Here is a 26,588-nt window from a genome sequence, read left to right as displayed (position 1 = left end):
GGAGTTTGGGGCAGTGTTCATGCCGCCTGTTGAATGGGGTGGTTTGCAGCCGTCTCGGATTCCTCACGGAACTCACGGCTCGCTGTCTTCTGAATCACAGATTCGATTTTTTCCTGCACTGCTCCCAGTGCGTAAGTGTCCTGCGCTGTCTGCTGCGCCTGCCGGGCGATGTCGTGCGCAAATTTGGAATCGTTAAGCAGGCGCTTCAAGGCATCTGCAAGTTCGCTCGCACTACCAGGATCCACCAGCAGTCCGGTCTGCTCATGCTGCACAATTTCCGCCGCACCACCGGCGCGCGCTGCGATCACCGGCTTGCCCGCCAGCATGCCTTCCACAATCACACGGCCAAAAGGCTCCGCATGCACCGAGGCATGCACCACCACATCAGCCAGGTCGAAATACGGCATCGTCTCCTTTTGAAATCCAGCGAAGTGAATTCTGCCAGCCAGCTCCGGCGCATCCGCCAGCGCATGCAGCTGCATCGCATACTGGCGGTCCTCATCGGTGAAGAGCGCATCTCCCAGCAGCACCGCATGCGCCGCAGGCACCGCTTTCAGAGCCTCTAGCAGCACATGCTGTCCCTTCCAGTGCGCCAGCCGTCCCGCCATTAACACCGTCCAGGCGCCAGCCGGAATGCCAAGACTCTCACGCAAGCCTTCCACCTTGGCTTTATCCGATCGTTCTGCCAGAATGCGGAACCCGTTCGGAATGACCGCACACAGCTCTGCGCGACCACCACACGCAATGAAGGCCGCCTTCGTCGCTTCAGAATTCGCGATCACACTTTGCGCACAAAAGTTCGCGCAATGCACCAGCGCCTGCTGGTTCAGCACGCTGAAGTGGCCGTCCGCAATGATGTCATGCAGATGAAAAATCAGCGGGCGTCCTGCCAGTCGCGCCGCAGGGCCGCCGATGATCAAAGCCTTCGCGGTGTTCGCATACACCACATCAAAGGACCGCGCCGCCTGTACAAGCTGCAGTATCAGTTCCAGGATGCCCGGGATGGACCGCAGCACACGTTTCAATCCCGCCTGCTTGTCCACCGTCGATGCCTCATCCCCCAGTTCGATCACGCTCGTTTTCACGCCCACGTTTTCCAGGGCCGTGCGAAACTCACCGTCTTGAAATAAAATCACCTCGCTGTCCGCAGCGCGTGCAGCGGCGATGTCCAGCAGCATCAGTTCAGCACCTCCCAGTCGTCCTGTCTGATCAAGAAACAGCACCTGCGGCTCCTTGCTTCCGGTTTTTTTCCGGATGCTCAGCAGCTGCAACACCATGCCGGAAAAGAGGCCTCCCACACATCCAAACAAACCCGCCCATACATCCGCCATGTCCATCGCCCGGCCCGGGATCGAAGATTGAACCAGCTCCAGCATAATGTTCAGCAGCGTGATGAATCCTGTCATCAGCAAGACGCTTCTGAATGCTTTCTCCAGCGTTCCAAATGCCAGCCACACCGTCATGCCCAGAATGCCAAAGGCACCCAGATTCAGCCAGAAATCCATGAGGTCGATGTACTCAGACCACCTGAAAGGCAGAAACGTGAAGCGTCGGTTTCCCAGCGTCGGCTTCAGGGCCAGCCACAGTCCAGCGGCAAGCATGAGCAGCAGTGCGATGCGTGCGATTCGTTTCATGATGTTTGGGGGCGCCATCCTGCTTCGCGGTAAACTTCACACACCTGTTTGGCGATCCGGTCCCAGGTGAAGCTCTTCATCACATGCTCACGGCAGGCTTCACGCGTTGGCAGGCGCAGAGTCCCGTCCAGCCACCGGCCCAATCCATCGGCGATGTGTTCGGTGCTCGTTCCTTTCAAGACCAAGTCTTCACCCAGCCCCTCCACCGTGTCCGGCAGACCACCCACCGGAGTCACCAGCACCGGTGTGCCGCACGCGAGTGACTCCAGCGAGATCAATCCAAAGCCTTCCAAAGCCGAGCTTGGCACGATCGAAAGATCCGCAGCCGCATACACCGTCGGCAAAGTGGCTTCCGGGATGAAGCCGAGAAATTCCACGCTCTTGGACAATCCAGCACGCATCACCTGCTGTTCCAGCTCTTCACGCAGCGGACCCTGGCCACCGATCATGAGCTTCACATCAGGATGCTGCACCGTCACCTGTCCAAAGGCCTCGATCAAAGTTTCCAGTCCCATGCGCCGCGCCAGCCTGCGCACGCAGACAATGATTTTCTGCTTCTGCGGCCACAGCATGCGCTGCCGCGCTTCCACCACATCCAGCGGCTGAAACGCATCCGTTTCCACACCACCAGGAATGACATGCACACGGTCAGCCGCCACGCCGTAGCCCTGGCAGAGCTGATCACGAAACGCTTTTGACAGCACAATGAATCGATCTGCCCGGTTGTACACCGCACGCTCCAGCATGCGCTTGCACATCACCGTGTGCATCTTGCCGCCTTCACGTTGTGATTCACTGGCCCACGGCCCATGAAAATGCACCACATGCCCGTCCCAGCGTCGGCCTAGCAGCGCAGGCAGCGCATAGAGCGCAAAGTGAGACGCCAGCAGCCTGCCACGCCGTGGCACCACCGCCTCGCGCACCGCCTTCCAGCGCTGCATCAGCGGTTTGTTCGCCGGTCCCAGGCAGGCCGCTTTTTCAGAGTCACCAAAGCCATACGCAGTCACGCGCACACCCTGGCGCACCAGCGCGTTGTTCAGACCGCTGAAGTAGCGGTCCACTCCACCCGCGGAGGCTTTCAAATTCATGCCAAGTTGTGCAATCATGATGGTTGGGCGACGTCGCCGATTTTGCGTGCCGGATTGCCGGCCCAGATTTCAAAAGGAGGAATGGTCTTCGTCAGCACCGATCCCGCGCCGAGCACCGATTTTTGGCCGATCGTCAGAGGCGTGTTCGGCCGCGCCACCACGATGCTGTGCGCGCCGATCGTCACGTCATCCTCCAGCGTGATGAAGTGCGGAGAGCCGATCCAAGTTTCCGCCGCCAGTGTCACATGATGGTAGATGCGGCACCGCTTGCCGATCCGTACCTGCGGGTGCATCACAATGCCCACCGCATAATGCTCTAAAATCACGCCGTCACCCACCTCCGCCTCAGCGGGCAGCAGGCACTTGTGCAGCGTGAAGTTCACCGTCTTCACGATGCGCGCAGGAAGTTTCCAGCCGCGGCGCAGCAGGCCGCGGCTCCACTTCCAGAGCAGTTCAGGACTGTGCAAACGCATGGCTTGAGTTAAACGACGGTTGTTTTTCCACCTGCCCGGCCTGCGGGTTCTTCGCTGCGGCGGTGAATGCTTCGATCATCTTCTGCGCCACCGCAGGGATTGAAATGTCACGCTCCACCCAGTGGCGGCCATTTTCCGCCAGCTGGCGGCGCAGCTTCGGTCCGCTGATCAGCTGCCGCAGCAGCACCGCCATCGCCGCCGGATCACGCTGCGTGAAAATCAGTCCGCCTTCACTCTGGCGGATGAGATGCGGGATCTCGCCGGAGTCAGAGCCGATCACCGCCGCGCCGCAGGCCATCGCCTCAGGGATCACTCGTCCAAACTGCTCTTCCCAGTTCGGCTGGGTTTCAGACGGCAGCACCAGCATGTCCATGGAGGCCAGCCAGCGGGGCGTTTCATCATGCGGCACATAGCCCGCGAAGTAGATGCGGTCACGCACGCCTTCATCCGTCAGCAATTTTTCAAACTCCGCCTGAAACTCACCCGTGCCCACCAGCACCATGCGCCAGTCCAGATCACGCACACGGCCCAGCGCCGCAGCAAGAGTGCGCAGGCCCTTCGGCTCGATCAGTCGGCCCACATAGCCGATCACCGGCACGTTGGTTTGCGGAAAGCGTTCCGGCGGCGTGGCTTTCAGCCGCGGATGGTAGCGCTCAGGATCCAGCGGCAGAGCGCACACGGTCTGCCTGCCACGGTAGCCCTTTGCCTGCAGCACCTCCGCCACACGGTCAGTGATAGGCAGTGCGAAGCTCGATGAGTCGTACACCATCTTCTCCAGCCATGAGAACGGCACCGGATACTTCTTGTTGATGTTCTGGCATGAGTAGAAGCCAAACGGCACCCGGATCGATCTGTTGTTCGCGTGGCAGACCTGGGCCGTGGCCAGCGCATACGGCTCGTGGTTCATGTAGATCACGTCCGGCTTCAGCTCGCGCAGAAAGCGCTGCCACCGCATGCGATACACGTGGAAAATGATGCTGCCGTTTTTCCACACGGCGCAGCGGATCACGGCGTCTTCCAGCCCCTTGCAGGGCTCCTGCCGCAGCGCGTTGCCAAATTCGTCGTGCCAGTTGTCCGGCACCACGAGGGTGATCTTCCAGCCCGTCTCACGTTGGACGCGGGCATACACTTCCTGGTTCAGGGCCGTGGCGGAGGAATGACTGACGATGAGAATATGCATGGCTTTGAAATCAGTTGGAGCTGTTGAGGTGGGCGAGGTAGGCGTCTTCCGTCATCTGCGCGATGCGGTCCCACGTGTAGTTCATCTCCACACGTTCACGTGCGTTCGCGCCCATGATCTTGAGGTGGTGTGGATGTTCGCAGAGGCGTCGCAGCACCGTGGCCACCTGCGCTGCGTCATGCTCGATGAAGTCCCCATTTTCACCGGGGGAGATGAAGTCTTCCGTGCCATTGATGCGCGTCGCCACCACCGGCAGGCCGCACGCGGCCGCTTCGATGGTCGCCAGGCTGAAGGCTTCATACCAGCTTGGAAACAGGAAGAAGTCCGCTGAGCCCAGGGCCTCAGGCATGTCTTTGCGGAAACCGCCAAAGACGATGTGATCGGCAGCGCCCGAATCACGTGCCATCTGGGTGAATCTCGCACGGTCAGGGTCATCACCCGCCACAAACAACGTCAGCGGCACATCCTTGAGATGTCCCATCGCCTGGATGGCAAAGTCCAGTCCCTTGCGCGCCCACTCGCCACCTGCAAAGATCGCCATGATGCGGTCCTCAGGCACGTTGTGCTTCATACGCCATGCGCTGCGTGCCTCGGCGCTCAGCGGTTTGAAGCGCACAGTGTCCGCCGCATTGGGGACGATGCGCACCTGCGCCGGACCAATGTTGTAATGCTTCTTCAGCTCGGCAGCCACGCCACGTGACACTGGCAGGAACATCGGCGCCTTGTGCCCCTCACTGTGTTGATACAGCCGCTTTTCCGCCGCGCACGTCGCGTTCAGATACATCCAGCGCGTGAGCCGGCGTGCTGGCGATACTTTCTCGGAGCGCCCCAGCCGGTCGAGGATCAGCTTCTTTGCAGGCTGGATGTTTTGAATCGTCACCACATTGCCACGCTGCGTGTTGCAGCCGATCGTGTGGACGATTTCAAACTGTCCCGGACGTACGCGCCGGTTCACTTCAAAGTAATAGCTGCCGAAGTCGATCACCTCCGCCCAGTTCACTCCAGGCACGCGATGCCACGCGATGTTGGACAGGTCCAGATCTTCCGCTTTTCGCGCATAGAGATGCACCTCATGTTTTTTGGCAAGTCGTTCAGCGACTTCATTGACCGCGCGCGCGCTGCCATCACGGCGGTTGCAGTTGATCATGGCGTAGGCGATTTTCATATGATTCGGAAGTGAGGGTTTGAAGAGTGAAAATCTTGTCCGGCAGCCGTGGCACGCTCGGCAGTGGGTGGGAGACCGGGAGCAGGTGTTTCCCAAACCTGCATGGGATCTTGGAACTCGGGCTGGTAGGTCTCCGGCATCCAGTACTGCGGAGTGGAGAAGGGGAGTGTCATGTTGTTCAGCGAGAGCCCCAGGAAGACCCAGAAAAGGGAAAATCCGCCAAACACATTTCCCACCGCGAGGAAGACGAGACAGCCCACCAGCACCACTCGTCCGGTGTTGAGGAAAGGGTCATGCCCTCCCAGCCGGATGCGGCGGCTCAGCTCGCTCCAGATCTGCGCCATGGCGGCAAAGAAGGCCAGTCCGCCGATCCAGCCAAACTGACTGAAGACCTCGATGTAGCCGCTGTCGCAAAAGCCTTCCTTTTCCCCACCAGCGCCGCCGATGCGCCCCGCGCCAAAGCCAGAGCTGCCCAGACCCAGGCCCAGCGGATGCTGCACCACCCAGGGCAGGCCGGTGGTGAGGATGCTCATGCGGCCTTTGAAGGAGCCGTCGTTCTGCATGTCCTTCATCGTGTCATAGCGCTTGGTGATGCGCTCGGATCCCGGCATGTATTGCAGGCCTACGGTGGCACCCACACCCAGCAGCACGGCCAGGACAATGACGCGGCCGATGCCCTTGCCTTTGGAAAGTGCAGGCTGGAGCATGGCCACCAAACCCACGATGATGAACATGCTGCGCGTGAGCGTCAGCACCACCACGGACAGCAGCAGCAGCACGGTGGCCCAGCTGCCAATGATGCGCCAGCGGGCGTTCAGGATCATCGGTATCGCCGCCCAGGCCAGGAAGCTCGCGCACGGTCCGCGCTCATGCATGGTGGAGAAGACAGACATCTCCGTGGGCCTCAGCTGGCCCAGATAGCCGACGAACTTCACCTCGGTGACCCAGAAGGCGTCCCACACGGGAATCGTGTAGTATTGATACCAGCCGTACACCGCCACGATGAGTGCGGCATATCCGCAGGATCTCATCCAGCGGTCCGCCGTTTGGGAGGTGATCGGTGCCGTTGCCGCGTAGAGAAAGGCGCCAAAGCCGGCCATCCATTCTCCCAGTGAGTAGAAGGCCCCGACGCCCGCGTTCACAAAGCCGATCACGAGTCCGTGGCCCAGCGCCACCATGATGAGGGTGGCCACATTCCGGCTGCTCGCTGTGAGCTGGCCAAAGCGTGCCATCGCAGGCACCAGCAGAATCGCGCTGACAACCAGCGGCGTGAGGCTGATGCTCGATAGCGGATTGAACGCGCCATTGATGTAGTAGTCCACCAGGCGGCGGATGCCGCGGTTCAGTGAAAACACAAAGAACACATAGTCCAGCAGGTAGGTGGAGCGCTGCGCAGCCAGCACCACGGCTGGCAGCACGATGAGAAGCGCAATGAAGTATTCCATGCTATTGCAGCAGAGGTTCTGCGGCCGGGCACTCAGGCTCACTGGCGGGTTTCGCAGGTGTGGATGCCGTCACAGGATTGCGTCCGGTCCAGGCCATCACGGGGCCAAACCATGACGCGGGCAGATATTCAAATCGCTCAATGCCGCGGGTGCCGAACTCCTTGGCAGGGTTGCCTCCCACCAGGCTGAAGGGCCGCACATCCTTCACCACCACCGCCCCGGCTGCCACCACCGCTCCGCGGCCGATGGTCACGCCTTTCAGCACCATGGCATCCGTGGCCACCCACGCGTAGTCCTCCACCACGATCGGCGCAAAGACGTGATCATAGGTGGGGGAGTTGATGTCATGGGAGCCGGTGATCAGCCGCACTCCGTCATTGATCACCACGCAGTTGCCGATCTTGATCTCCGCATGGGCCTGCATGCGGGTGATGCCGATGCTGCAGCCCTTGCCGATGCTCAGGTTCGAAGCCTCGCCATGCAGCGTCAGGTTGGAGATCACCGTGGAAGGTGCGATGCGCGCACCCTTCAGGGTCCAGCGCAGCGACTGCCAGCTGTAGCCCAGCAGGCTCGGCAGCGTCCACACACGCTTCAGCCAGGTCTTCACCCATGTAGGGCTGAGGAACCGGGGCTTGAGCCGGTTTTGAAAAAGATAGGCGAGCATAGGGATGTAGGAAAACCGAAGTCTGGTCAGACACCCTGCACACGCCCCATCAAGGGGCTGGCGTGGCTGCCTGCTCAGACATTAACCTCTCCGTTGTCTGAGTGCGGCTAAGGCATGCCTTAAAGGCGCCTAGGCGTCCGGTAAGGGTGGCCGCAAATCGCTGGCGCGGTTTAGAGCTCGGACGCAGCACAAAATCCACTCCGCGGGCCAGTCCCGGGCACACATGGCTGCCGATCAGCGCCTGCCACAAAGGGATCGTCCAGCGCACCAGACCGGTGCCATGCTTCAGCGCCACAAACGTTTCGTTGTAGGCGATGTCACTCGTGCCTTCGAAATTGAAAATGCCACGATGCACCGTGTCGCCATCATGTCGTGGAGCCACGTTGTGGATGATCTGCACGGTGGGATCAAAGATCATCTTCAGGTTTTGGGCTTTCGCCTGCAGGCCCAGTGCCAGCTCCCAGTTCACCTGCGCGCCCTTGCCACGCAGGCCGCTCTCAAAGCCGCACGCGCGCAGGAAGTCACCCTTGAAAAGACAGTTCGAGCCGCGCAGCACCTGCACCAGCCTTGCCTTGCCGCCGCCACGGTGGTGTCCGCCCGTCACACGGCCAAACCAGTGCACATTGCCCACGTCCTCTTCCAGCGGTTCGGTCCTGCGCATTTCCGGGTAGTCCATCAGCATGTCGCGGGCGCCTGCCGCCACCACGTCCGGGCGGGACTTCACATGCGCCAGCATTGTGCTGAGCCAGTGCGGAGGGATCTCCACATCATCATCAAGCAGGGCGATCCACGGCGCCTGGCATTCTTTCAGGCTGGAGTTCATCGAGCCCACCACACCCACGCCGCGCGCTTCCACGGCATGCACCGGCAGCACGGCCTCATATTCTTCGATCACCGCACGCGTGACATCATCATCAGCGCGCACGCCTACCACGATCTGGTCTGCCTGCTTCTCCTGCAGTTTCAGTGCCTCCAGGCACCGGCGCAGGTGGTCGGGCCGCTTCAGGGTGGGGATGATGACGTCGATTTTTTCCATGATGGATCAGGCGGGTGAAAGGTTCTTGAAAGGGGAGCGCAGTGCGTTCTCGAGAATCGTGGTGATCTGGCTGGTCACGCGGCCAAGATCGAAATACCGTTCGGCCACCGTGCGGGATTTGACTGGCGCCTCAGGCAGGTGCTGGCCGAGGCGCATCAGCGCGCTGGCAAAAGTTTCCGGTCGGTCGTCTGCCAGGTGGATGTCACGGTCGCAGAGATAATCGGCGTTGCCGTTCGTATGGCCCACGATCACGGGCAGTCCGCACGCCTGCGCCTCGGCCACAGAGGAGCCAAAGTTTTCCTCGTCGCTTGGCTGGGCCAGCACATCATGCTGGCGCAGCAGCGCGGGCACCTCCGTGCGGGGCATGGATTTGATCCAGCTCAGGCGGTCGGGGAAAGGGAAGGAATCGATCAGTTTTTCATAACCGGGCACGAAGCCCGTGCCGCCCACGATGGTGGCGCGCACATGCAGCCCTTGGCGGATGGCCAGTTCCAGCCCGCGCAGGAAAAGATCCAGCCGCTTGCGTGGGATGATGCGGCCCAGCCACAGCACGCGCAGTTCCGCTTTCGTGGCCGGCGTTTCCTCTGCCGGGCGGAACATGTTCAAATCAATCGGGTAAGGCAGCGTGTCCACGCGCTCTTCCTCGATGCCATAGACTTCAGTCAGCGTTTTCTTCGACTGCTGGCTGCCCACGATGATGTGGTCCGAGTACTTCAATCCTGGCAGGCCGATGGACGACAGGCGGATGCGCGCCAGCATCAGCCATTGCAGCGCCTTGCGCGGGCCTGCGAGTTTCTTGATCTCAGCAAAGCGGGACACAATGGACCGCGCATCCGTACCGGGCGGGCCTTGGGCAAAGCTGATCATCGGCAGATTCCTCACACGGCCCGGGGCATAGTCACCGAGCCAGAGGCAGAGGTCATAATGGCGTGTGGCATGCTGCTGGCGCATCTTTTTCAGCAGCAGACGCTCATAGGTGGCGCAGTCCACACGGCAGGCCATGAAGCCCAGAGCCGGCACCTTCTGCACCCTGGCGCGGAAGCGGTCCGGGCCCACGTTGTCAGTGCAGACAAAGCGGAAACGCTCATGCTCGCCCACGCAGGGGCGGGGATCGACAAACGAGGGCTTCGAAAAGAAGTCCACCTCGTGCCCGTCTTCAAGAAGTGAACGAAGCAGCAGCGCATTGGCCGAAGCCACGCTGCCCTCCTGGGCTGAGACATATCCGCTGACGGCGATTTTCATGGGGTTCGAGAGTGATTTGCCCGGTGCGAGTCTGCTTCTAGGCTGTCGTGATCGCGGCACCCGCAATGGCCGCAGGACGCCGCGTCAGTTTGCGCGAGAGTTGGATGAACGGCAGTTCCACAAAGGTGTAGGTCAGATGACTCGCGATCAGCACCACCGGAGCCGCGACGAGACTTGAAACCGCAAACAAGGCCCACTTCGAATGGGCAGCCCATGCGGCGTCCTGCAAACACCAGACACACACCATCATGAGCGGCCAATGGAGCAGGTAGATGCTGTACGACCTGTCACCAATCCAGACCAGCCAGCGGCTGGCGAGAAGACTCCGCAGCGGCCGGATGAGCGCATCAAAGGCGTGACCGGCAGGCAGGGCGGACAACAGGGCGAAGGACCATAAGATGAGCGCTGTGTCCTTGGACCAGACGATGGCCGCCAGCATGAATGCCACGGTTCCGACCGTGGCGGAGGTCATGTTTTTTTGCATCTGGCACCACGCGGCATGACAAAAGGCACCGATGGCAAAGTAGCCGGTGTAGGCAGGCAGAAAGGCATCATTCCATGCCTTCCAGCGCTCGCCACCAGCCGCCCCCAGCGCCAGCACAAAGATGCCAAGAACCAGGAGCCACGTCCTGCCGCTGCGTGCCATCCATAGACAGAGGGGCGCGATGAGATAGAACTGCCATTCAAGACCGATGCTCCAGGCCGGTGGCAGAATGTTTGCATGCGCGTTCGGGAGCCAAAACTCAGGAATCATCCCATGAACGATCATCAGGGTGGATGTCAGAAACGCAGCGGGGTGATCCATGAAATGGATGATGCGTTCCTGCCGATAGGCGGTTTCCGGCGGGCCATGCTGCCAGACCTGGACTTCAAGCGGTGCCACGAATGAAGCAAGGATGACCGCCACGGCGAGCAGGGGCCACAGGCGGAAAAAGCGGCGGACCATGAATGTCCACCACCCTATGCCGGATTTATGAAGCAGATGGAAAATCACAAAGCCGCTTAGGATGATGAAAACATGCACGGCCTTTTCACCGCGTCCCAGCAGGGCGGCAACGCCCAGAAAGGGAATGCCGCAAAACATGATGAGATGGTGGAACGCCACATAGACAGCCAGCAGGCCACGAAGTCCATCAAGTTGCGGGAAACGGTCGTTGCTATCGTTGGATTTCATGGCTGCAAGGGTCTGAAGGAAGTTTGATGTGGAGGATATCAGGCGGCGGGCCGGTCAAAGTAGATCCAGCGGAAATTGTCCGACGGTCTCTCAGTGTAGCCTGCTTCTGCCATCATCTTGCGGATGTCGTCGGCAGCCTTTTCCAGCGTTCTTTCCGACGTGTTGTGCATCTCGATCGCGATGGATTTGATGATGCGGCGTTTCAGGCTTTCCCGTGCGCCTGCGATGACCTTCTCATCGAAACCTTCCACATCCACCTTGATGGCGGAGACTTCCTTCAGGCCGTTGGACTCGATCAGCCAGTCCAGCGTGACCACCGGTACACTGCGGCGTTCGCGGAAACGGTCAAGCCGGCTCGGGCGTGTGCACAGCGAAGAGGCACCGCTGTTGGTGGAGGGCTGGACGACAAAGTTCGCACTGCCCTCGAAATCACCAATGGCGAAGGGAGCCAGTGTGCAGGTGCTGCTGCGGTTAAGCTGCACATTGCGCAGGATCACAGGCCACAGCGCCGCGTTGGGCTCCACGCAGACCACTCGTGCAGCCTTCAGAGTGGTGGCGGCAAACATGGAGAAGTAGCCTTCATTCGCCCCCACATCCAGAAAGGTGCCGGTGGAGTCGAGAGTGGATCTGAGCCACTCTTCCAGCTTCTCTTCATACTTGCCTTGTGCCAGGGCATCCGCCAGCGGGCTGATGGGATCCAGCCAGAGTTTGACGCCGTTGTCTTCGATCTGCGTTTCCACCCGGCGGGTGCGCAGCGCCCATTTCACGCATGCTCCAATTTCTTTGGGGTGGGTGTTAAGGCACCAGTGGCGGAGTCCGGGTCTGACTGATTTTTTGAGTGTGTTCATGTTCGTTTGTTTTGTTTATGAGGGTGATTGACAGGGGGGATTGCGCCGCCGGTGTATCAGCGGAAGTGGTGACGTAGCTTGAAAAAAGGTTTCTCCAGGAAGTGATAGGAGAGGATGGCGGCCGCGAAGGTGGGGACCAGCCACATCGGGTAGGTCATCCACCAGGGATCAGTGAGGCCGAACTTTTCAGGCTTCGCGCAGAAGAGGTTTTGCCAGACGTAGATGGAGTAGGAGAGCATGCCGAGCGCGGCCACCGGGCGCCAGTTGAGACAACGGTAGAGGCCCCACGAAGGCAGCATGATGCTTTGCAATGCCAGAGCAACGAAGCCGAAGGACTGAAAGGTCCGGCCCAGACCCGCCCAACTTGCCCAGCCGAGGCTCTTCAGCCCAGCCGGCATCCAGGCACGGTCGGTGATCCAGTGCATGACATACGGCTCCACCAGCATGAGCACGCTGGCTGCGATCACCAGACGTGGCCGTGAGGTGAGAAATGATCGCAGCCCGCGCTCGTCCGCAGCCAGCCAGATGGCCGCCATGCAGCCGATCGCCAGCGAGTCCACATTGTTGAAGAAGGACCACTCATGGAACAGATTTCTCCACAGCGGTGACTCCGATAAGGGAAACTGCCACAAGCAGCGGTTGATGAAGGCCACCACGATGGCGGCCACTACTAAAAAAGGCATGATCCGCGTGCGCACTGCCGGAGCCAGCGAAACAAACAGAAACGGCCAGATCAGATAAAACTGCTCCTCCACAGCGAGGGACCAGAAATGGTTGCTGAGGTTGTTTCCACCCGGGTAGAAATCGCGCGTGAAGGTCAGGTTGGCGATCCATGTTGTAAGATCATGGTCACAGATGGTGAAATACTGGATGACACCCGCCACAATCAGGAACGCCACATAAACCGGCAGAATGCGCAGCGCACGCCGGGCGTAAAAGTTGCGCAGGTTCACCTTCTGCGTCTTGCGTTCCTCATCCAGCATCAGCCAGGTGATGAGCAGTCCTGAGACCACGAAGAAAAACCGCACGCCGAGATGACCGTCGAACAGATGATGGAAAGGTTTCGCCAGCCGCTCCGGAAAACCAGTGGTCAGTGCAGTGTGGGCGCCGAGCACGAGAACGATGCTGAGCGCACGCCAGCCGTCCAGTGATGGCAGGCGCGTCAGAATCGCGTCTCTGGCCGCCACCGGCGCCGCATGGCTTCTGATGGCCTTTTCTGCCTGGGGCGGAAAGTCCAGTGGTTCGGCAAGTGTTGTCGGGCTCATGGAGTGTTGCAGAACGGGTGATTTTTATTGTTTGGATTGCCGGATCCGACACACGAAAAGTCAGGTGGCAGGCTTGGTCTTCCAGTAGACATTGTCGTTCGCCGAAGAGCGGAACCGCTGCGTCAGCCGGTACCAGATTCCAATCCAGAGGCTGTCGTAGCGCATCAAGACACGCAGACGCTCCCATTTGCTCTCCGTGTACTGGTGCAGCACGCTCACCAGGCTGCCGTCTGCACGACGGGCCATGCCGGTGAGCAGCGAGAACACAGGCTCACCAGTCACGGAACCTCCCTGCATGCGGCGGAGCCACGTTGCACGTGCGTGAAAAACTCTGCCATCGCGCACATCCAGACGATTGACGCGATGTGCGAAAGCAGGTTCACGCAAAATGATGTTCATCGCCACCTGATCGCCATTAAAGCTAGGGGCCGTGCGGCTGATCTCCCAGATTCTGGCGCACATCTGCTTCAGTGCACCAGCAGTGCCGACGATCACTCCGGAGCAGTACACTTCCTCACCATGCATCGAGGTTTCATAGCTGGGGAAAACTTTCCGCAACGTGCTCAGATTCCATTCCGAATCGCAGTAGCGCCAGCCTTCGGAACTGACGGCGATGTCGAGACCCTCGGCAGGCTTGAGAAGTTCAGACAGTTGCGAAGGATTGCTTTGAAACACCACATCTCGCACATCCGTGGCAATGACCAGCGTCTCAGGAGGCATCTCGGCCAGGATGGTTTCAAAGTCCTTGAAGCGTCCGCGATTGACGGAGATTTCCATTTTTGCGCGCCGAACATCCACGTTTTGACGACGCATGGCGTCAATGACGTGGTCGCTGATGTCTTCGTAGGCCACCAGAACGACACGGCCGTCAAAGCCTGTGCCGCGCAGGGAGCGAATCCATGGCGCGACCACGGGCCATTCGTGATGATTGATGGCTCCAATAACAACAGTGTTAGCAGTGGGCATATTCGATGAGGGTGGAGGGTGAATTCGAAGGGCTTGATTTGGCGGAGGTGGTGTTAAAAGGCGGGAAATGCTTCTTCATGTGCTGCCAGCGGCGGATGGTGCGCAGCTTGAGTGGCTTGCGTGCTTTCCAGAGGAGCGGCAGGTCACGGCACAGGTCAGCCAGTGCCTCCTTGAGCAGCGGCTGCCAGTCTCCATCGGTCCAGTCGTTCGCCTGGCGGAGATAGCGCGCGCCTTGCAGGACGCGCGGTCCGAAGCTGAGCGTGAGCATCCAGATTGGTTCATGCAGCACAGCCTGATACCAGATGTTGCGAGCGTTCAGTTTGGCACGCTGGCGGCTGTTGCGCGCATTGGGGCTGGGGTTGTGGCAGATGCAGCGCTCTGGAAGATAGAGAACGGCGAAGCCCGCATCCCACTGACGTTTGCAGAATTCGTTCTCCTCGTGCGCCATTTGCAGCAGATCTTGGAAACCGCCGATCTGATGATACACATTTGCGCGAGTCAGTGCAGCGCAGGTCATGAAGCCGCAGGTGAAGCATGGGTGCTCCACCGGCGCCGGCTGCATGTAGGGCCCCAGTTTTCCATCTTCAGTGGACTGCGGGTAGGCGATCGAACCGATGGTCGGTTCGTTTTTCAGGATGTGGAGGCCGTCTTCAATGCCCTTGCGCTCAAGCACGAGGGAATCGTCATCGAGGAACAAGTAAACAGAGCCCGTGGCCTGCGCCGCCAGCATGTTGCGGCCGGTGGTGGGAAAGACCTGCTTGTCTGTGGAAATGATCTGCAGGCGGTTGCGAACTCCGGCAGGCACGGAATCGAAGCAGTTGTCCCGCCAGGGTTGCTTCGGGGCGTTTTTGAGCAGCAGCACCTCGTGCAACTGATCGCCTAGTTTGGAGAGGCTTGCCAGACAACGGGTGACTTCCTCGAGGCGGTCACTGCAGATGATCAGAGCTGAGATTTCATGTGCCATGGTTGTGGGTGGGAATGAGGGTGAAGAAGGATGAACTCATCGGAAGCGATGGCGCAGGTTCAGCAGCGGTCGCTCCAGTCCGTAGTAAGACACCACGGCCACCAGCAGTGCTGGTGCCAGCCAGAGGGGGTAGGTGTTCCACCAGGCGTCGGGAATACCGTAGCTTTCCGGCTTGGTGCAGAAGAGCTGCTGCCAGATGTAGATGGAATAGGAGAGCACGCCGAGTTGCATGACCGGGCCAAGATTCAGAATGCGGTAGATCGGAAGCCGTGGCACTACGACGCTTTGCATCATCAGCAGCGCGAAGCCCAGGGACTGCAGGGACCGTCCGGTGACGACATCCACCTTCTGACAAAGATGGGCGAAATCGGGGATGGTCTGCAGGATTTCAAGATGAAGCAGCACCGGAGCGAAGAGCAAAAACAGGCCGCAGCCGGGAACCAGCAGTGGGCGTGTGCTCAGGAATTCGCTGATCAGTTCACGTTGCCGAGCCAGCAGCACGGCAAAAACGCTGCCAATAGCGAGAGTGTCAGCATTGCTAAAGAACGACCACGGACCGATCATTGCCCGCTGCATCCGGTTCATTTTGTCAATGGAGGCTGGATCCCATAAGCTGAAGAAATAGCGGACGCTCATCGCCAGCACGATTGTCGTTACCACCAGCGAGAGGCATTTTTTCAAGCTCGACTGCGGCTTGGCGTAGATGAAGAGAGCGGGCCACACGAGGTAGAACTGTTCCTCGACCGACAGGGACCAGAGGTGGTTGCTGGTGAAGTGATCGTAGAAAAAGTTGCGCGTGAAAGTGAGGTTGCCGAACCAGGCGCTGGCGCTCTGGTGGAAGGGGGTGAAGGCCTGGAGAGCAGCCAGCACCCCAAGAAAGACCAGATACACAGGAAGGATGCGAAGGGCCCGACGTGCATAAAAATTCTTCAGTCTCACGGTGCCTGTACGGTGCTCCTCGCCGAGCATCAGCCATGTGATGAGAAACCCTGAGATCATGAAGAAAAACCGCACTCCCAGCTGCCCGTCAAACAACTGGGTGAAGAGATGACGATGCTCTTCGGGAAATGCTTTGGTGTGGATGTTATGCTCGCCGAGGACGATCAGAATGCTGAGGGCACGCCAGCCATCTAGCGATGGCAGGCGGGAAGTCAGGGCCGCGCTGGCCGGAGCAGCGGTGATTGCCGCCCCGGCTGGAATGCAAGCTTCCAGAGCGAACTGACAATCCGCAGTGTCTTGTAGATGGGAGCTCATTATGTGGGAATGGCTTGAGGTTAAAAGTGTGAACGTGCCGTGACTGCTGATTCAAGTCACAGCGAGCCCCGTGGGCGATGCCGCTGCGCCCGGCATGTGTTGCTTTGCATTCTCGCACGCTTTGCGTGAGTTCATCTGCGCATAGACGGCGAGCCATTGGTCGAAGACGTTTGATGGCGCGCAGATTTCCTCGACGAGCTTCCTTGCCGCTTGGGTCATCTGTCTTTTCGCCTCGGGGTTTTCGGTGAGATAACGCACGCCCTCGACAAGCTCCGCGTCGGTGCTGCAGACGATGCAATGTTCGCGATGGCGGACCGGGATGCCGTCGATGCCGTGCTGGTTGGTGACCACCGGCACGCCGAGTGCAAAGGCTTCGAGCACCTTCACTTTGATTCCCGAGGCATGTTCAGGCGCATAGACCATGCAGTCGAGTTCTCGGAAGTAGGGAATGATGTCCGGCACGTTTTGAACGACGTGGGCTTCAGGATCGGCGGCCCGGGCATCCTCTCCAAGGATGCGTTCAGCACCACGGCCGACGAGGAAGAGTCTTGCGTCCTTCACCGCCTGCTTGATGCGGGGCCAGAGCTTCAGAAAATGACGTGCGGCGGCACGGGTGGGAGCCCAGGCATAGCTGCCGATCATGCCGATGTTCAATGCCCGCCCTTCCGAGGCTGATGGCGCAGCATACGGGTAGCCGGACAAATCGAGCCCAAATTGAACGGGGTGAAGCTGTGCTGCTGGGTTGATCAACGATACTTCTTCTGCAAGCGCCGGGGTCACAGCGGCCATGTATTTGAAGGTCTTGAGCATCTGGCGCTCGCGATTGAGATTCCATTTCACCCGCAGTCCATGATGCTTTTCCGAACGCATGTCGGCGTTCAGCAGGTAATGCAGATTGAGAACGGTGCGGTCGAGGTGTTTGAGGCCGGGCCAGCAGGCGGAATGTGTTTCCAGATGCAGCACGGCTTCGGGATCGCGCATGGATTCGTCAAGGGCCGCCATGAAGGCTGCGTCATAGAGAAAGGCTCCCTGCCAGAAGAGGCTGCGGGTGGTGCGCAGGAAAGTTTTGGGCACTGATTTGGCGCAGAAGAGGCGCAGCTTGCAGTTCGGTGCATTGAACATCTCGCGCATCGCGATGGCGTCTTTTTCATCGAAGTACTCGATGAAGGCTTCGACATCCACACCACGGCGGATGGCCTCCGAAAGGAGGAGATGGGAGAGTCGTGCGGCGGCTCCCAGGAAGGGAAGGGGAGGCTCAGGGAAGACGTACTTCAGCTTCATGGTTCAGTTCTGGGAGAGGATTTTCGAGTAGACTCGTGCGGTGAGCCGCGCTGTTTCGTCCCAGCTAAAAGTCGCGGAGCGCGTCACTGCGCGCTTTTTCAAATCATCACGATAGGACTCGTCACAGGCGATGCGCTTCATGAGTCCGGCCAACTGCTGCGTGGTGTCGAGTTTGAAGGTCTCGCCTCCTGGGCCGAGCACCTCGGGAAGGCTGGTGGCATCTGCGGCGATCACCGGGCAGCCCATCGCGAAGGCTTCACAAATCTGCAGGCCGAAGCCTTCGTAAAGGCTGGGGTAAACAAAGGCCAGGGCACCGGCGTAAAGGCCCGGGAGCCAGGCATCGTCGACGCGTCCCAGCAGCAGGCAGCGTGATTCCAGATTCAGCTCCTTGATAAGGGGCTGCAAAGTGGACTCGTGTGTGGCGATGCCGCCTGCCATCACCAACCGAGTGCTGTCCAGATTCGATTCAGCGAAGGCCTTCAGCATGAAGGGAACATTTTTGCGCTGCTCAAACCCGCCGACATAGAAGAAGTAAGGTGCCTCATTCAACTTGTCCTGAATCTCCTGCGGCAGCGGGGTGAAGGAAGGGCTGAAGAGCGGATCGGCGGCATTGGGAATGACCTGCACCCGGCCACGCCAATGCGGACGCTGCTCCACAATGCGGTCATGGCTGTACTGGCTGACTGTGATCACCTGGTGCGCCACCTTTTCAGTCAGCCAATGGTCCATCTTGTTTGGCAGCACTCTCATCTGCCGCAGATCAGAGAAGCGCATTTTGCGGTCCTGCATTTCGATCGCGTCATGGATGGTCACGACCGTGGGACAGGGGGAGTTGAGCGGCAGTCCGAAGTGATGAGGCGTGTGAAAGAGTTCGATCTTCTCACGCTTCAGCAGCTTGGGCAGGTCCATGGACAGCCAGCGCCAGTAGCGCGGGGTCTGGGTGTGGACGATCCGGACGCCTGGAGACAACCGCGAGGTGATCTCCTGGTTGATGGCGTAGGGCGTGAAAAGTGTGATCTCGTGGCCTTCGCGGTCGAGCGCGTTGATCAGGTTGAGACCGTAGCGAGTCCAGCCACGGATTTCGGGGGAACCAAAGAGAGAAGCGTTGAATCCAATGCGCATGATTGAACCGGGGATTAAATATTTCCGACGGAGTGGGTCAGATGCTGGCGCGTCCACGCCAGCCATTGAAGAGCAGGAAGGAGTCCAAAAGCATGTTGCCCAAGGAGCCCGCCCACATGAGGCCGATGGCACCGCTGACGGTGGAAAGATCCAGCACGAATGCGGCCAAAGCCTGGGAGCCAAAGACCGCGATTGGGCGCACCCATGAGTGGCGGACCCAGCCTTTGGCCTGAATCGGTATGGTGGTCACGGTGGCGAAGAACGAGAAAGCCTGAAAGCCGAGATAGAGGACGAGCTCGTTTTCCAGTCCTGCGTATCCAGGGCCGAGAAGGAAGAGGAGCTGATGGCGCAGCAGCCAGCCGCAGGCCACGATGACGACGCCAATGACCACGGAAAGAAGACTGCTGCCTGTCCACATCTTCCACAGGCGCTGAATGTTTTTTTCCGTGGACATGCGTGGCAGCATGATGCCAGAGGCGACCGCCAGTGGAATCTGCAGAATCAATGCCACACGGCAGATGGCCCCGAGATCAGCGACTTTGTCGATGTTGCCCAGCCAGCCTACAATGAACAGGGCGACCTGGGCCTCGAACAGATGAGTGATGTTGGCAGGCAGGCCGATGATGAAGTACTTCTTCAGGCGCTGTGTGGCGGCGGGATCGGCCGGCTGCCCGAAGGCGGCGTGTTCGCGCGCCTTGGGCAGCATCCAGCCACACACGGTGGGAAGTGGAGCGAGCACGGTGATGAGCATCACCGTGACAGCGTCCGCAAATCCCGCGAAGACGAGAGAGACAATGCACACCAGCCGCAGAGCGGAACTCAGGATGTTCTCCCACTGAGGGATGTTATAGCGGCGTGCCAGGCTCAGCGGCGTGGCGATCATCTGAGTGCTGATGCTCACCATGAGGGAGACGATGGCGGAGCCGACCAGCAGGGCAATGCTCAGCGGCGGGCAGCCACTGCGCAGAAGGAGGTGGATGAAGACAGGAAGCCCAATGAGCGAACCGAAGAACAGCAGGGCGGCGCGGAAACGACGCGCCGAGGCCAGCACGGATCCCAGCTTCAGCGGATCATGTGCGACTTCACCCGCGAGCGGCATGAGGCCTGAGCCAATGCCGGTGACAGTAAAGATCACGAGGGCACCGACGAGATTGTTTGCCAGCGAGTACCAGGCGTACTCAGTTTTGGCAAGCGAGCGCACGACGAGAAACGCCGTGATCATCTGCACGACGCGACTGAGGATGCTGAGCGAAGCATATGATGCGATCAGACCCACGATGCGGCGGACCTGATGCATGCACACACCTTTCAGCAATGGCAGGCGCAGGCCCTGGCCTGGTGCGTTGGTTGTTTCCGCGGAGGCTTCCATGCTCAGTACTTGGGGGCCGTGATCTTCCATGCCTTCAGGTGGTCGCCGATCATTTGTTCGGTCGTGAAATTCATCAGCTGATGCCGCAGGCCTGCGAGGCCGATGCGGTGGCGCTGGTCCGGGTGCATCAACAGCCGCAGCAGGCTATGAGACAATGGCTGCGGCTGTTGATCAGCCCACACACCTGTGACATCATGCTCCACAAGTTCACGGCTTGCTGGAGCGGTTCCACAAATGACTGGTCTGCCGTAGGACCAGGCCTCCACATATACAATCCCGAAGGATTCGCAGGCTGAAGGAAGGCAAAAGACGTCGCATGCAGCGTAGGCGTCTGCCTTGTCCTGTTCCGATGGGCAGCCGAGATCGCGAACGCTCTCAGGCGAAATTTTGGCGAGTCTGGATTCATCTGCGTCGCCAGGTCCGGCGAGGAGCAGCACGGCATCCGGGCATTGGCGCATCACCAGCGGCCAGGCTTCAAGCAGGGCCGGGTAACCTTTCCCTTCATCACGCCGACCCACAAACAGCACGACAGGACGCATGCCGATGCCGAGCTTGGAGCGGAGGCGTGTGCCGGTGCCGTTCGGATGGCACATCGGCGGCAGACCACAGCGGATCAGTCTGCTGGCAGCGACGCCTTTTGTGATGAGGAGTTCGCGCTCATGATCAGACTGGCAAAAGACGGCTTCTGCTTCTTGATAAAGCTGCAGGTCGAAAGCTTCCTCGGCGCAATTTTCCGGATGCAATGCGGGCCAGACGGTGAAGGGGACCTCCGCCTCACGTGCTTCGCGCCAGAGCGGATGCCCTGTGATTTCCGAGCCTGTGCCGATGAAGTGCAGGACATCCGCTGTATTGACGGCCAAGGTCCAGGACGGGTGATGGTGCATCACACGGTTCAGACTGTCTGCGAGACGGAGCAGCGGGCCACGAGAGGCGAACTGGCTGACCCAGCGGGACCGTTTCAAGTCAGCACTGTTGTCATCCTGATTCATCTGCAGTTGCTGCACGCTGAGTGACTCTCCGTTGATGCGGCTGAAGCTTTGCAGACCGGCGACGAGTTCGCGTTGATAGGCGGCGAGACCACCGACGGCGGTCGGATGCACATGGGATGCGATGGCGATTTTCATACGACCCGGTTTCCAATCATGCCGGCAGTGGCATCGCGCTGCGAAGCCGCTGCATCTGGCCAAGGTGCATGCGCAGTGGTTCCCAGTGGAACATCGCATCTCCAGGCCGCAAAAATTGACCTTGGAGCAAATCATGACGCACGAAGAAGGCATTGGTGCCGGAGAGCTCGCACCCGACCAGTGAATAACCGCCTGCCTCGGCTGCGGCGCTGAGGGTTCCGAGCGTGGCTCCGTACAAGGTGGAGCCGTCCCACACGGCTTTCGCATCATAAGGAGCGGCCCAGTCGAGATCGGGCGGCAGCATGCCGTTGTAGGCGACGCTGAACACGCGCGGCTGGAGCGACAGGAGCTCAGTGAAGATGTGATGAGTGTTGTAGTCGATGCCGATGCTGATGAGATCAAGATCCTCGGCGAATCCCCGGCTCGAGAGAAGCGTGCGGCCGTTGTCACGGTTCACGAGCTTGCGGCTGATTTTCAATTTGCCCTCACGCAGCAGGATTTGAAGGTTTGTGGAAAGGCTTTCATCTTTGGCCAGCCCAGCATCGATCCACAGGCCGCGCCAGCCTTTGAGGAGCAGCAGGTTGGTGTTGTTCTGTGCAGGAGATGCAACGATTTCGACGAAGCGTCTGCTGCCATCGCCAATGCGGCGGAGGATTTCTGCGAGGATGCCGTCCTGGCCATAGTGCGAGAAGATTTTCTGGCGGAAGGGCATCAGGGACTGCGGCAGCTGATACTTCACATTCTGCATGAGCTGCAGTTCGACCAGTTCACAGAGCAGACTGGCGGAGCGCGCGGAGGCAGCGCCGGAGATGTCGATGTTGGCCTTTACCTGGCCAATCTTGGAGAGGACTTGGTTCATTGACTCAAAGTCTCAAAGTTGCTTCCCAGGCAGGCAGATTTTTGTCCTGCCTGGGCGTTTGCAACGATCTTTACGCGGCTTCCATCTTTGGAAGCTGCTGCTGCCGGCCCTGTGCGGGCCGGCGCACTTTTTATTCTGTCACTTCTTGAGGCAGCGGCTTGCCGATGCTGTAAACCTTGAAGCCGATCTGACGGAGCTTCTTGTGGTCCAGGAGGCTGCGGCCGTCGAAAATCCAGGCGGGTTTCACCATGGACTGATAGATGGCTTCAAAGTCGAGCTGGCGGAACTCATCCCACTCGGTGAGCACCAGAAGAGCGTGCGCTCCAGCAGCTGCCTGTGCGGCGCTGGTGGCGAACTCCACATTCGGATGATCTCCTTCGATGCCGAGATCTTTGCACATCTGGACTGAGCCGACCTTTGGATCGTAGATGGAGAGCTTGGCGCGCTCCTCGATGAGATCCTGGCAGACGAAGATGGCGGCTGATTCGCGGGTGTCGTTGGTGTCCTTCTTGAAGGCGAAACCCAGGACGCCGATGCGTTTGCCGGTGACGGTGTTGAAGAGGGTGCGGAGCACGCGCTCGGCGAAGCGATGCTTCTGCCAGTCGTTCATGATGATGACCTGATCCCAATAGGCGGCGACTTCCGGAAGTCCGAAGTGACCGCAGAGGTAGACGAGATTGAGCACGTCTTTCTGGAAGCAGGAGCCGCCGAAGCCGACGGAAGCCTTGAGGAATTTTGGCCCGATGCGTGAGTCGGAGCCAATGGCGCGGGCGACTTCATCCACATCTGCGCCGGTCTTTTCACAAAGCGCGGAGATGCTGTTGATGGAGGAGATGCGCTGAGCCAGGAAGGCGTTGGCGACGAGCTTGGACAGCTCGGAGGACCAAAGGTTCGTGGTGAGGATGCGCTCGCGCGGCACCCAGTTGGCATAAACGCTGACGAGTGCCTCAATGGCGGCCAGCCCACCTTCGGTCTGCTCACCGCCGATGAGGATGCGGTCAGGGCTGGTGAGGTCAACCACCGCGGTGCCTTCAGCGAGGAACTCCGGATTGGAGAGCACCTGATGTTTCAAGCCTTTCTCACTGGAGGCCAAAATCGTCTTGATGGCCTCAGCGGTGCGCACCGGGATGGTGCTTTTTTCGACGATGATTTTCGCTGAATCAGCGACTTCGGCGATGGTGCGGGCCACGGCTTCGATGAAGCGCAGATCCGCCGCTTTGTGAGCTCCGACTCCGAAGGTCTTGGTGGGAGTGTTCACGCTCACAAAGATGATGTCGGCTGCCTGGATGCTGGTTTTGACTTCGGTGGAGAAGAACAGATTTTTCCCACGGGAGCCGCGCACGAGGTCATCGAGTCCTGGCTCATAGACGGGGAGTTCGTCGGAGTTCCAAGCGGCGATACGCTCGGCATTGAGGTCCACCACATCGACGCGGATGTGAGGGCATTTGGCGGCGATCATCGCCATGGTGGGTCCGCCGACATAGCCGGCACCGATGCAACAAATTCTCATAGGGTTTTTAGAACAGGTAAATCAGTTAAGGGTCAGTTTTTTTAACGGGGCCTTCATCGGCCGAGGTTGCTTGGCCACCGGGCCTGCGAGCAGTTGGGCGAAGTAAGCAATGGTGCGGTCGAGTCCTTCAGACAACGGGATTTTAGGTTCCCAGCCGAGGCGCTGTTTAGCGAGAGTGATGTCCGGCTGGCGCTGCTTGGGATCATCTGCGGGCAAGGGGCGGAAGACGATTTTGGATTTGCCGTCCACTTTGGCGAGCACCTGCTCGGCGAGGGCCAGCATGGTGAATTCGCCGGGATTGCCGATGTTGACGGGGCCGGTGAAGTCGTCGGTTTCCATGAACTTGATGAAGCCGCTGATCAAATCATCGACATAGCAGAAGCTGCGGGTCTGCTGGCCGTCGCCATAGATGGTGATGTCGTTGCCTTTGAGGGCCTGGACAATGAAGTTGGAGACGACGCGGCCGTCATCCGGCAGCATGCGTGGACCGTAGGTGTTGAAGATGCGCACGACGCGGATGTCCACGCCGTTCTGGCGGTGGTAGTCAAAGAAGAGGGTTTCAGCGACACGCTTGCCCTCGTCATAGCAGGAACGGGGGCCGATGGTGTTGACGTGGCCCCAGTAGCTTTCCGGCTGCGGGTGAACTTCGGGATCACCGTAAATTTCCGAGGTGGAGGCCTGAAAGACCCGGGCCTGGAGACGGCGTGCGAGGCCAAGGACATTGATGGCACCCATCACCGAGGTCTTGATGGTCTTGATGGCGTTGTATTGATAATGGGGAGGCGAGGCGGGGCAGGCGAGGTTGTAGATTTGATCCACTTCAACGTTGATCGGCTGGGTGATGTCATGCCGCATGAACTCAAAGTTTGGATTGCTCATCAGGTGGGCGATGTTCTGCTTGCGCCCGGTGAAGAGGTTGTCCGCGCAGATGATTTCGTTTTCCTGTTCCAGCAGGCGTTCGCAGAGGTGGGAGCCCAGGAACCCGGCTCCGCCAGTGATGAGAATGCGTTTTTTCATGGATTAATGCTCGTGTTTAGGTTTTGAGGAAAAAATTTAGCGGGCAGAAGATTTTTCGGGAGCGTTCTAAGGAAGCGTGTATGATTGGCCCTTGAGATACCAGAGTCAAAAGACAGCTTCATAATTAATGCGGGCATGTTGTAATGAACAGTGAGTAAATCTGAACAAGCTGCCGCCATTGGTTGAGTCTGTGCTCCCCCCACCCTGTTTCTGAACTTCCATAAGAATCCGCTGGTATTAGAAGAACTCCACTCACTCACGGTTCAGATGTCGGTAAGGCATGTCTTAGTTTAGTTAAGCTCTCTGAATCTTGACCTAGCGGCCTGAATGGAGGCACACTGGTGGATCAATCAGCTTCCAACCATTCTTCGCAGTCTTGCTCTCGCCACCATGGCGCTGTGCCTCTGCATTCTTCCCTGGGCCAATGTGAAACTGCCGGGGTCAACGCACGCTTTGATTCCGTGGCTGGCATGCACGGCTTTTGTTTGCTGGTTGCTTGCCAGGATCCTGGAATGGAGATCCCCCCGCCCACATGAAAAGGCAGTCTGGTGGATCACCCTTCTGATCAGCGTGTACGGCTGGGTGGTCACCAGTTTCCCTCATGCGCTGGTGGACCGGGCCAGCGGTGCGATTCTCGATCTGGACAAAAGCCCGTGGCTTGCGTTTGGGACACTGGATCAAGAAATATCAGTGCAGGCAATGGTTTTTATAACGTCCGCGCTGATGCTGCTGGTGGTGGCGCTGGATTTTGCCTTTGAGCGAACGGGCCGGTATGTTTTAGCCTTGGCGGTGACGTTTGGAGGGTTTGTCACGGCTGTGGCGGGGCTATGGCTTCAAACTTCAGCAGATCTCTCGGCGCTATGGGAGGTGAAGCACATTCCCAAATTCGTTTTTGGGTTGTTTTGGTACCATGGCAACACAGCGGCTTTTTTGAATTTATCGTGGCCGGTGGGCGTGTGGCTGTGCCTGCTGCTGCTGCATCATGGGCTGCGCACCTTCCGTCAGCAGATGGCACTGGCCTTCCTAATGGTTGCGGTGATGGTCCAGATCATCGCGGTTTTTGTGATTATTTCCAAAGTGGGCCATTTTTTATTGATTTTTGAGGTCGTGCTCTTGGTTGTGGCGGGGGTTGTGGTGTGGAGGCCCCATTTCGAAAATTTACCGTTTAGTAAGAAGAGAGTGGCTTTGTTTGTCCTCATTGCCGTGGGGCTGCTGGTACTTGGCGCTTGGCTGAGCGGTGCCGGAGCCATGCTCGGGCGCTGGGACAACTTTTCGCAACGTCATTTTGATGATCCAGCCAGACGGCATGCCGCTCTGATGGCGCTGCAAATCGGCACCGATTATGGATGGACAGGTACGGGGCCGGGGACCTTCGAATGGGTGGCTGCACACTATACACCATTGGACCCGATGTTGCAGGAGGGGCGGTGGCGGCATGCGCACAATGATTATGCTGAATTTTTCGCTGAATGGGGCTGGCCGGGGGCTTGCTTCTTTGTTTTTTTGCTGGCGTGGCCGGGCAGACGCCTGGTGAATGCCTTGAGACAGGCTTTTTCAAAGGACGGTCGCTATCGGATGTCTTTTGAGCGACGGGCGGGACTTATCTGCTTCTCCACTGCGATTATTTCTGTGCTGCTGCATGCCGTGGTGGATTTCCCGCTGCAGATAAATGCCATCCGGCCCCTCTTTGCTGCCCTGGTGGGATGCGTGCTCGCGATGACGAGTACATCCGCCAGCACATCGAGGCGCGATACAAAAGAGCAAGGCACACGGGCATGGGAGTGAGAAACTGACTTCCACTTGTCTGAGGGTGACCTAAAGCATTACTGATTGGAATGTAAGTCCTCACATTCTGGAATTTATGGTTTGCGCGGTGGAAGTTTCCACATGCAAGACGCCCTAAGCCAA

The 26,588-nt window shown here is 59.1% G+C and carries 23 protein-coding genes; 1 reads left to right on the top strand and 22 read right to left on the bottom strand.

What is annotated here, in order from left to right:
• Positions 1–17 precede the first annotated feature (17 nt).
• The 22 genes from AC24GY_RS07815 to AC24GY_RS07710 all read right to left on the bottom strand — a co-directional run bounded on the left by AC24GY_RS07815 (position 18) and on the right by AC24GY_RS07710 (position 24,680).
• A complete protein-coding gene (locus AC24GY_RS07815; RefSeq protein ID WP_487681753.1) occupies positions 18–1,634 on the bottom strand; it encodes a VanZ family protein in 1,617 nt (538 codons plus the stop codon).
• The gene (locus AC24GY_RS07810; RefSeq protein ID WP_487681751.1) at positions 1,631–2,740 is read right to left on the bottom strand and encodes a glycosyltransferase family 4 protein; all 1,110 of its coding nucleotides are present in this window, start codon (positions 2,738–2,740) and stop codon (positions 1,631–1,633) included. The genes AC24GY_RS07815 and AC24GY_RS07810 overlap by 4 nt, the downstream gene beginning before the upstream one ends.
• Complete coding sequence (locus AC24GY_RS07805; RefSeq protein ID WP_487681749.1) at positions 2,737–3,195, bottom strand: acyltransferase; 459 nt, start codon at positions 3,193–3,195, stop codon at positions 2,737–2,739. Before AC24GY_RS07805 ends, AC24GY_RS07810 begins: the two co-directional genes overlap by 4 nt.
• A complete protein-coding gene (locus tag AC24GY_RS07800; protein ID WP_422315220.1) occupies positions 3,176–4,375 on the bottom strand; it encodes a glycosyltransferase family 4 protein in 1,200 nt (399 codons plus the stop codon). The genes AC24GY_RS07805 and AC24GY_RS07800 overlap by 20 nt, the downstream gene beginning before the upstream one ends.
• A gap of 10 nt (positions 4,376–4,385) precedes the next feature.
• The gene (locus AC24GY_RS07795; RefSeq protein WP_487681746.1) at positions 4,386–5,540 is read right to left on the bottom strand and encodes a glycosyltransferase family 4 protein; all 1,155 of its coding nucleotides are present in this window, start codon (positions 5,538–5,540) and stop codon (positions 4,386–4,388) included.
• Complete coding sequence (locus AC24GY_RS07790) at positions 5,537–6,985, bottom strand: O-antigen ligase family protein (RefSeq protein ID WP_487681744.1); 1,449 nt, start codon at positions 6,983–6,985, stop codon at positions 5,537–5,539. The genes AC24GY_RS07795 and AC24GY_RS07790 overlap by 4 nt, the downstream gene beginning before the upstream one ends.
• A 1-nt stretch (position 6,986) precedes the next feature.
• A complete protein-coding gene (locus AC24GY_RS07785) occupies positions 6,987–7,409 on the bottom strand; it encodes an LbetaH domain-containing protein (protein ID WP_422315272.1) in 423 nt (140 codons plus the stop codon).
• 289 nt (positions 7,410–7,698) lie between these two features.
• A complete protein-coding gene (locus tag AC24GY_RS07780) occupies positions 7,699–8,685 on the bottom strand; it encodes a glycosyltransferase family 2 protein (protein ID WP_487681742.1) in 987 nt (328 codons plus the stop codon).
• Between the two features lie 6 nt (positions 8,686–8,691).
• Positions 8,692–9,927, bottom strand: a complete 1,236-nt coding sequence (locus tag AC24GY_RS07775; RefSeq protein WP_487681741.1) for a glycosyltransferase family 4 protein — start codon at positions 9,925–9,927, stop codon at positions 8,692–8,694.
• 37 nt (positions 9,928–9,964) lie between these two features.
• Positions 9,965–11,101 (bottom strand): acyltransferase family protein, encoded by a 1,137-nt coding sequence (locus tag AC24GY_RS07770; protein WP_487681739.1) that lies wholly within the window; start codon positions 11,099–11,101, stop codon positions 9,965–9,967.
• A 38-nt stretch (positions 11,102–11,139) separates the two neighbouring features.
• A complete protein-coding gene (locus AC24GY_RS07765) occupies positions 11,140–11,949 on the bottom strand; it encodes an FkbM family methyltransferase (RefSeq protein WP_487681737.1) in 810 nt (269 codons plus the stop codon).
• A gap of 56 nt (positions 11,950–12,005) precedes the next feature.
• A complete protein-coding gene (locus AC24GY_RS07760) occupies positions 12,006–13,214 on the bottom strand; it encodes an acyltransferase family protein (protein WP_487681735.1) in 1,209 nt (402 codons plus the stop codon).
• A 60-nt stretch (positions 13,215–13,274) separates the two neighbouring features.
• Positions 13,275–14,180: a hypothetical protein gene (locus AC24GY_RS07755; protein WP_487681733.1), complete on the bottom strand. Its 906-nt coding sequence runs from the start codon at positions 14,178–14,180 to the stop codon at positions 13,275–13,277.
• Positions 14,167–15,144 (bottom strand): glycosyltransferase family 2 protein, encoded by a 978-nt coding sequence (locus AC24GY_RS07750; RefSeq protein WP_487681731.1) that lies wholly within the window; start codon positions 15,142–15,144, stop codon positions 14,167–14,169. Before AC24GY_RS07750 ends, AC24GY_RS07755 begins: the two co-directional genes overlap by 14 nt.
• A gap of 36 nt (positions 15,145–15,180) precedes the next feature.
• Entirely contained in the window at positions 15,181–16,398 is a 1,218-nt protein-coding gene (locus tag AC24GY_RS07745) for an acyltransferase family protein (protein WP_487681729.1), read from the bottom strand.
• Between the two features lie 51 nt (positions 16,399–16,449).
• Complete coding sequence (locus tag AC24GY_RS07740; protein ID WP_487681728.1) at positions 16,450–17,679, bottom strand: glycosyltransferase family 4 protein; 1,230 nt, start codon at positions 17,677–17,679, stop codon at positions 16,450–16,452.
• A gap of 3 nt (positions 17,680–17,682) precedes the next feature.
• A complete protein-coding gene (locus AC24GY_RS07735) occupies positions 17,683–18,801 on the bottom strand; it encodes a glycosyltransferase family 4 protein (protein WP_487681726.1) in 1,119 nt (372 codons plus the stop codon).
• A 37-nt stretch (positions 18,802–18,838) separates the two neighbouring features.
• Positions 18,839–20,170: a lipopolysaccharide biosynthesis protein gene (locus tag AC24GY_RS07730; RefSeq protein ID WP_487681724.1), complete on the bottom strand. Its 1,332-nt coding sequence runs from the start codon at positions 20,168–20,170 to the stop codon at positions 18,839–18,841.
• A 2-nt stretch (positions 20,171–20,172) separates the two neighbouring features.
• Positions 20,173–21,294, bottom strand: coding sequence for a glycosyltransferase family 4 protein (locus AC24GY_RS07725; RefSeq protein WP_487681722.1), 1,122 nt, complete (start codon positions 21,292–21,294; stop codon positions 20,173–20,175).
• 16 nt (positions 21,295–21,310) lie between these two features.
• Complete coding sequence (locus AC24GY_RS07720) at positions 21,311–22,153, bottom strand: hypothetical protein (protein ID WP_422321667.1); 843 nt, start codon at positions 22,151–22,153, stop codon at positions 21,311–21,313.
• A gap of 130 nt (positions 22,154–22,283) precedes the next feature.
• Positions 22,284–23,663, bottom strand: a complete 1,380-nt coding sequence (locus AC24GY_RS07715; protein ID WP_422321668.1) for a UDP-glucose 6-dehydrogenase — start codon at positions 23,661–23,663, stop codon at positions 22,284–22,286.
• 21 nt (positions 23,664–23,684) lie between these two features.
• Positions 23,685–24,680 (bottom strand): UDP-glucuronic acid decarboxylase family protein, encoded by a 996-nt coding sequence (locus tag AC24GY_RS07710; RefSeq protein ID WP_487681719.1) that lies wholly within the window; start codon positions 24,678–24,680, stop codon positions 23,685–23,687.
• 327 nt (positions 24,681–25,007) lie between these two features.
• Between AC24GY_RS07710 and AC24GY_RS07705 the strand changes: the two genes are divergently transcribed.
• Entirely contained in the window at positions 25,008–26,465 is a 1,458-nt protein-coding gene (locus AC24GY_RS07705; RefSeq protein WP_487681717.1) for an O-antigen ligase family protein, read from the top strand.
• Positions 26,466–26,588: the final 123 nt, after the last annotated feature.

The sequence above is a fragment of the Prosthecobacter sp. Pr1 genome, from assembly GCF_057652315.1.
This window is presented reverse-complemented; position numbering and strand designations above follow the sequence as displayed.

Coding starts and splice junctions, on each gene's coding strand:
- AC24GY_RS07815 (WP_487681753.1), bottom strand. CDS start 1,634: ATGAAACGAATCGCACGCATCGCACTGCTGCTCATGCTTGCCGCTGGA.
- AC24GY_RS07810 (WP_487681751.1), bottom strand. CDS start 2,740: ATGATTGCACAACTTGGCATGAATTTGAAAGCCTCCGCGGGTGGAGTG.
- AC24GY_RS07805 (WP_487681749.1), bottom strand. CDS start 3,195: ATGCGTTTGCACAGTCCTGAACTGCTCTGGAAGTGGAGCCGCGGCCTG.
- AC24GY_RS07800 (WP_422315220.1), bottom strand. CDS start 4,375: ATGCATATTCTCATCGTCAGTCATTCCTCCGCCACGGCCCTGAACCAG.
- AC24GY_RS07795 (WP_487681746.1), bottom strand. CDS start 5,540: ATGAAAATCGCCTACGCCATGATCAACTGCAACCGCCGTGATGGCAGC.
- AC24GY_RS07790 (WP_487681744.1), bottom strand. CDS start 6,985: ATGGAATACTTCATTGCGCTTCTCATCGTGCTGCCAGCCGTGGTGCTG.
- AC24GY_RS07785 (WP_422315272.1), bottom strand. CDS start 7,409: ATGCAGGCCCATGCGGAGATCAAGATCGGCAACTGCGTGGTGATCAAT.
- AC24GY_RS07780 (WP_487681742.1), bottom strand. CDS start 8,685: ATGGAAAAAATCGACGTCATCATCCCCACCCTGAAGCGGCCCGACCAC.
- AC24GY_RS07775 (WP_487681741.1), bottom strand. CDS start 9,927: ATGAAAATCGCCGTCAGCGGATATGTCTCAGCCCAGGAGGGCAGCGTG.
- AC24GY_RS07770 (WP_487681739.1), bottom strand. CDS start 11,101: ATGAAATCCAACGATAGCAACGACCGTTTCCCGCAACTTGATGGACTT.
- AC24GY_RS07765 (WP_487681737.1), bottom strand. CDS start 11,949: ATGAACACACTCAAAAAATCAGTCAGACCCGGACTCCGCCACTGGTGC.
- AC24GY_RS07760 (WP_487681735.1), bottom strand. CDS start 13,214: ATGAGCCCGACAACACTTGCCGAACCACTGGACTTTCCGCCCCAGGCA.
- AC24GY_RS07755 (WP_487681733.1), bottom strand. CDS start 14,180: ATGCCCACTGCTAACACTGTTGTTATTGGAGCCATCAATCATCACGAA.
- AC24GY_RS07750 (WP_487681731.1), bottom strand. CDS start 15,144: ATGGCACATGAAATCTCAGCTCTGATCATCTGCAGTGACCGCCTCGAG.
- AC24GY_RS07745 (WP_487681729.1), bottom strand. CDS start 16,398: ATGAGCTCCCATCTACAAGACACTGCGGATTGTCAGTTCGCTCTGGAA.
- AC24GY_RS07740 (WP_487681728.1), bottom strand. CDS start 17,679: ATGAAGCTGAAGTACGTCTTCCCTGAGCCTCCCCTTCCCTTCCTGGGA.
- AC24GY_RS07735 (WP_487681726.1), bottom strand. CDS start 18,801: ATGCGCATTGGATTCAACGCTTCTCTCTTTGGTTCCCCCGAAATCCGT.
- AC24GY_RS07730 (WP_487681724.1), bottom strand. CDS start 20,170: ATGGAAGCCTCCGCGGAAACAACCAACGCACCAGGCCAGGGCCTGCGC.
- AC24GY_RS07725 (WP_487681722.1), bottom strand. CDS start 21,294: ATGAAAATCGCCATCGCATCCCATGTGCATCCGACCGCCGTCGGTGGT.
- AC24GY_RS07720 (WP_422321667.1), bottom strand. CDS start 22,153: ATGAACCAAGTCCTCTCCAAGATTGGCCAGGTAAAGGCCAACATCGAC.
- AC24GY_RS07715 (WP_422321668.1), bottom strand. CDS start 23,663: ATGAGAATTTGTTGCATCGGTGCCGGCTATGTCGGCGGACCCACCATG.
- AC24GY_RS07710 (WP_487681719.1), bottom strand. CDS start 24,680: ATGAAAAAACGCATTCTCATCACTGGCGGAGCCGGGTTCCTGGGCTCC.
- AC24GY_RS07705 (WP_487681717.1), top strand. CDS start 25,008: ATGGAGGCACACTGGTGGATCAATCAGCTTCCAACCATTCTTCGCAGT.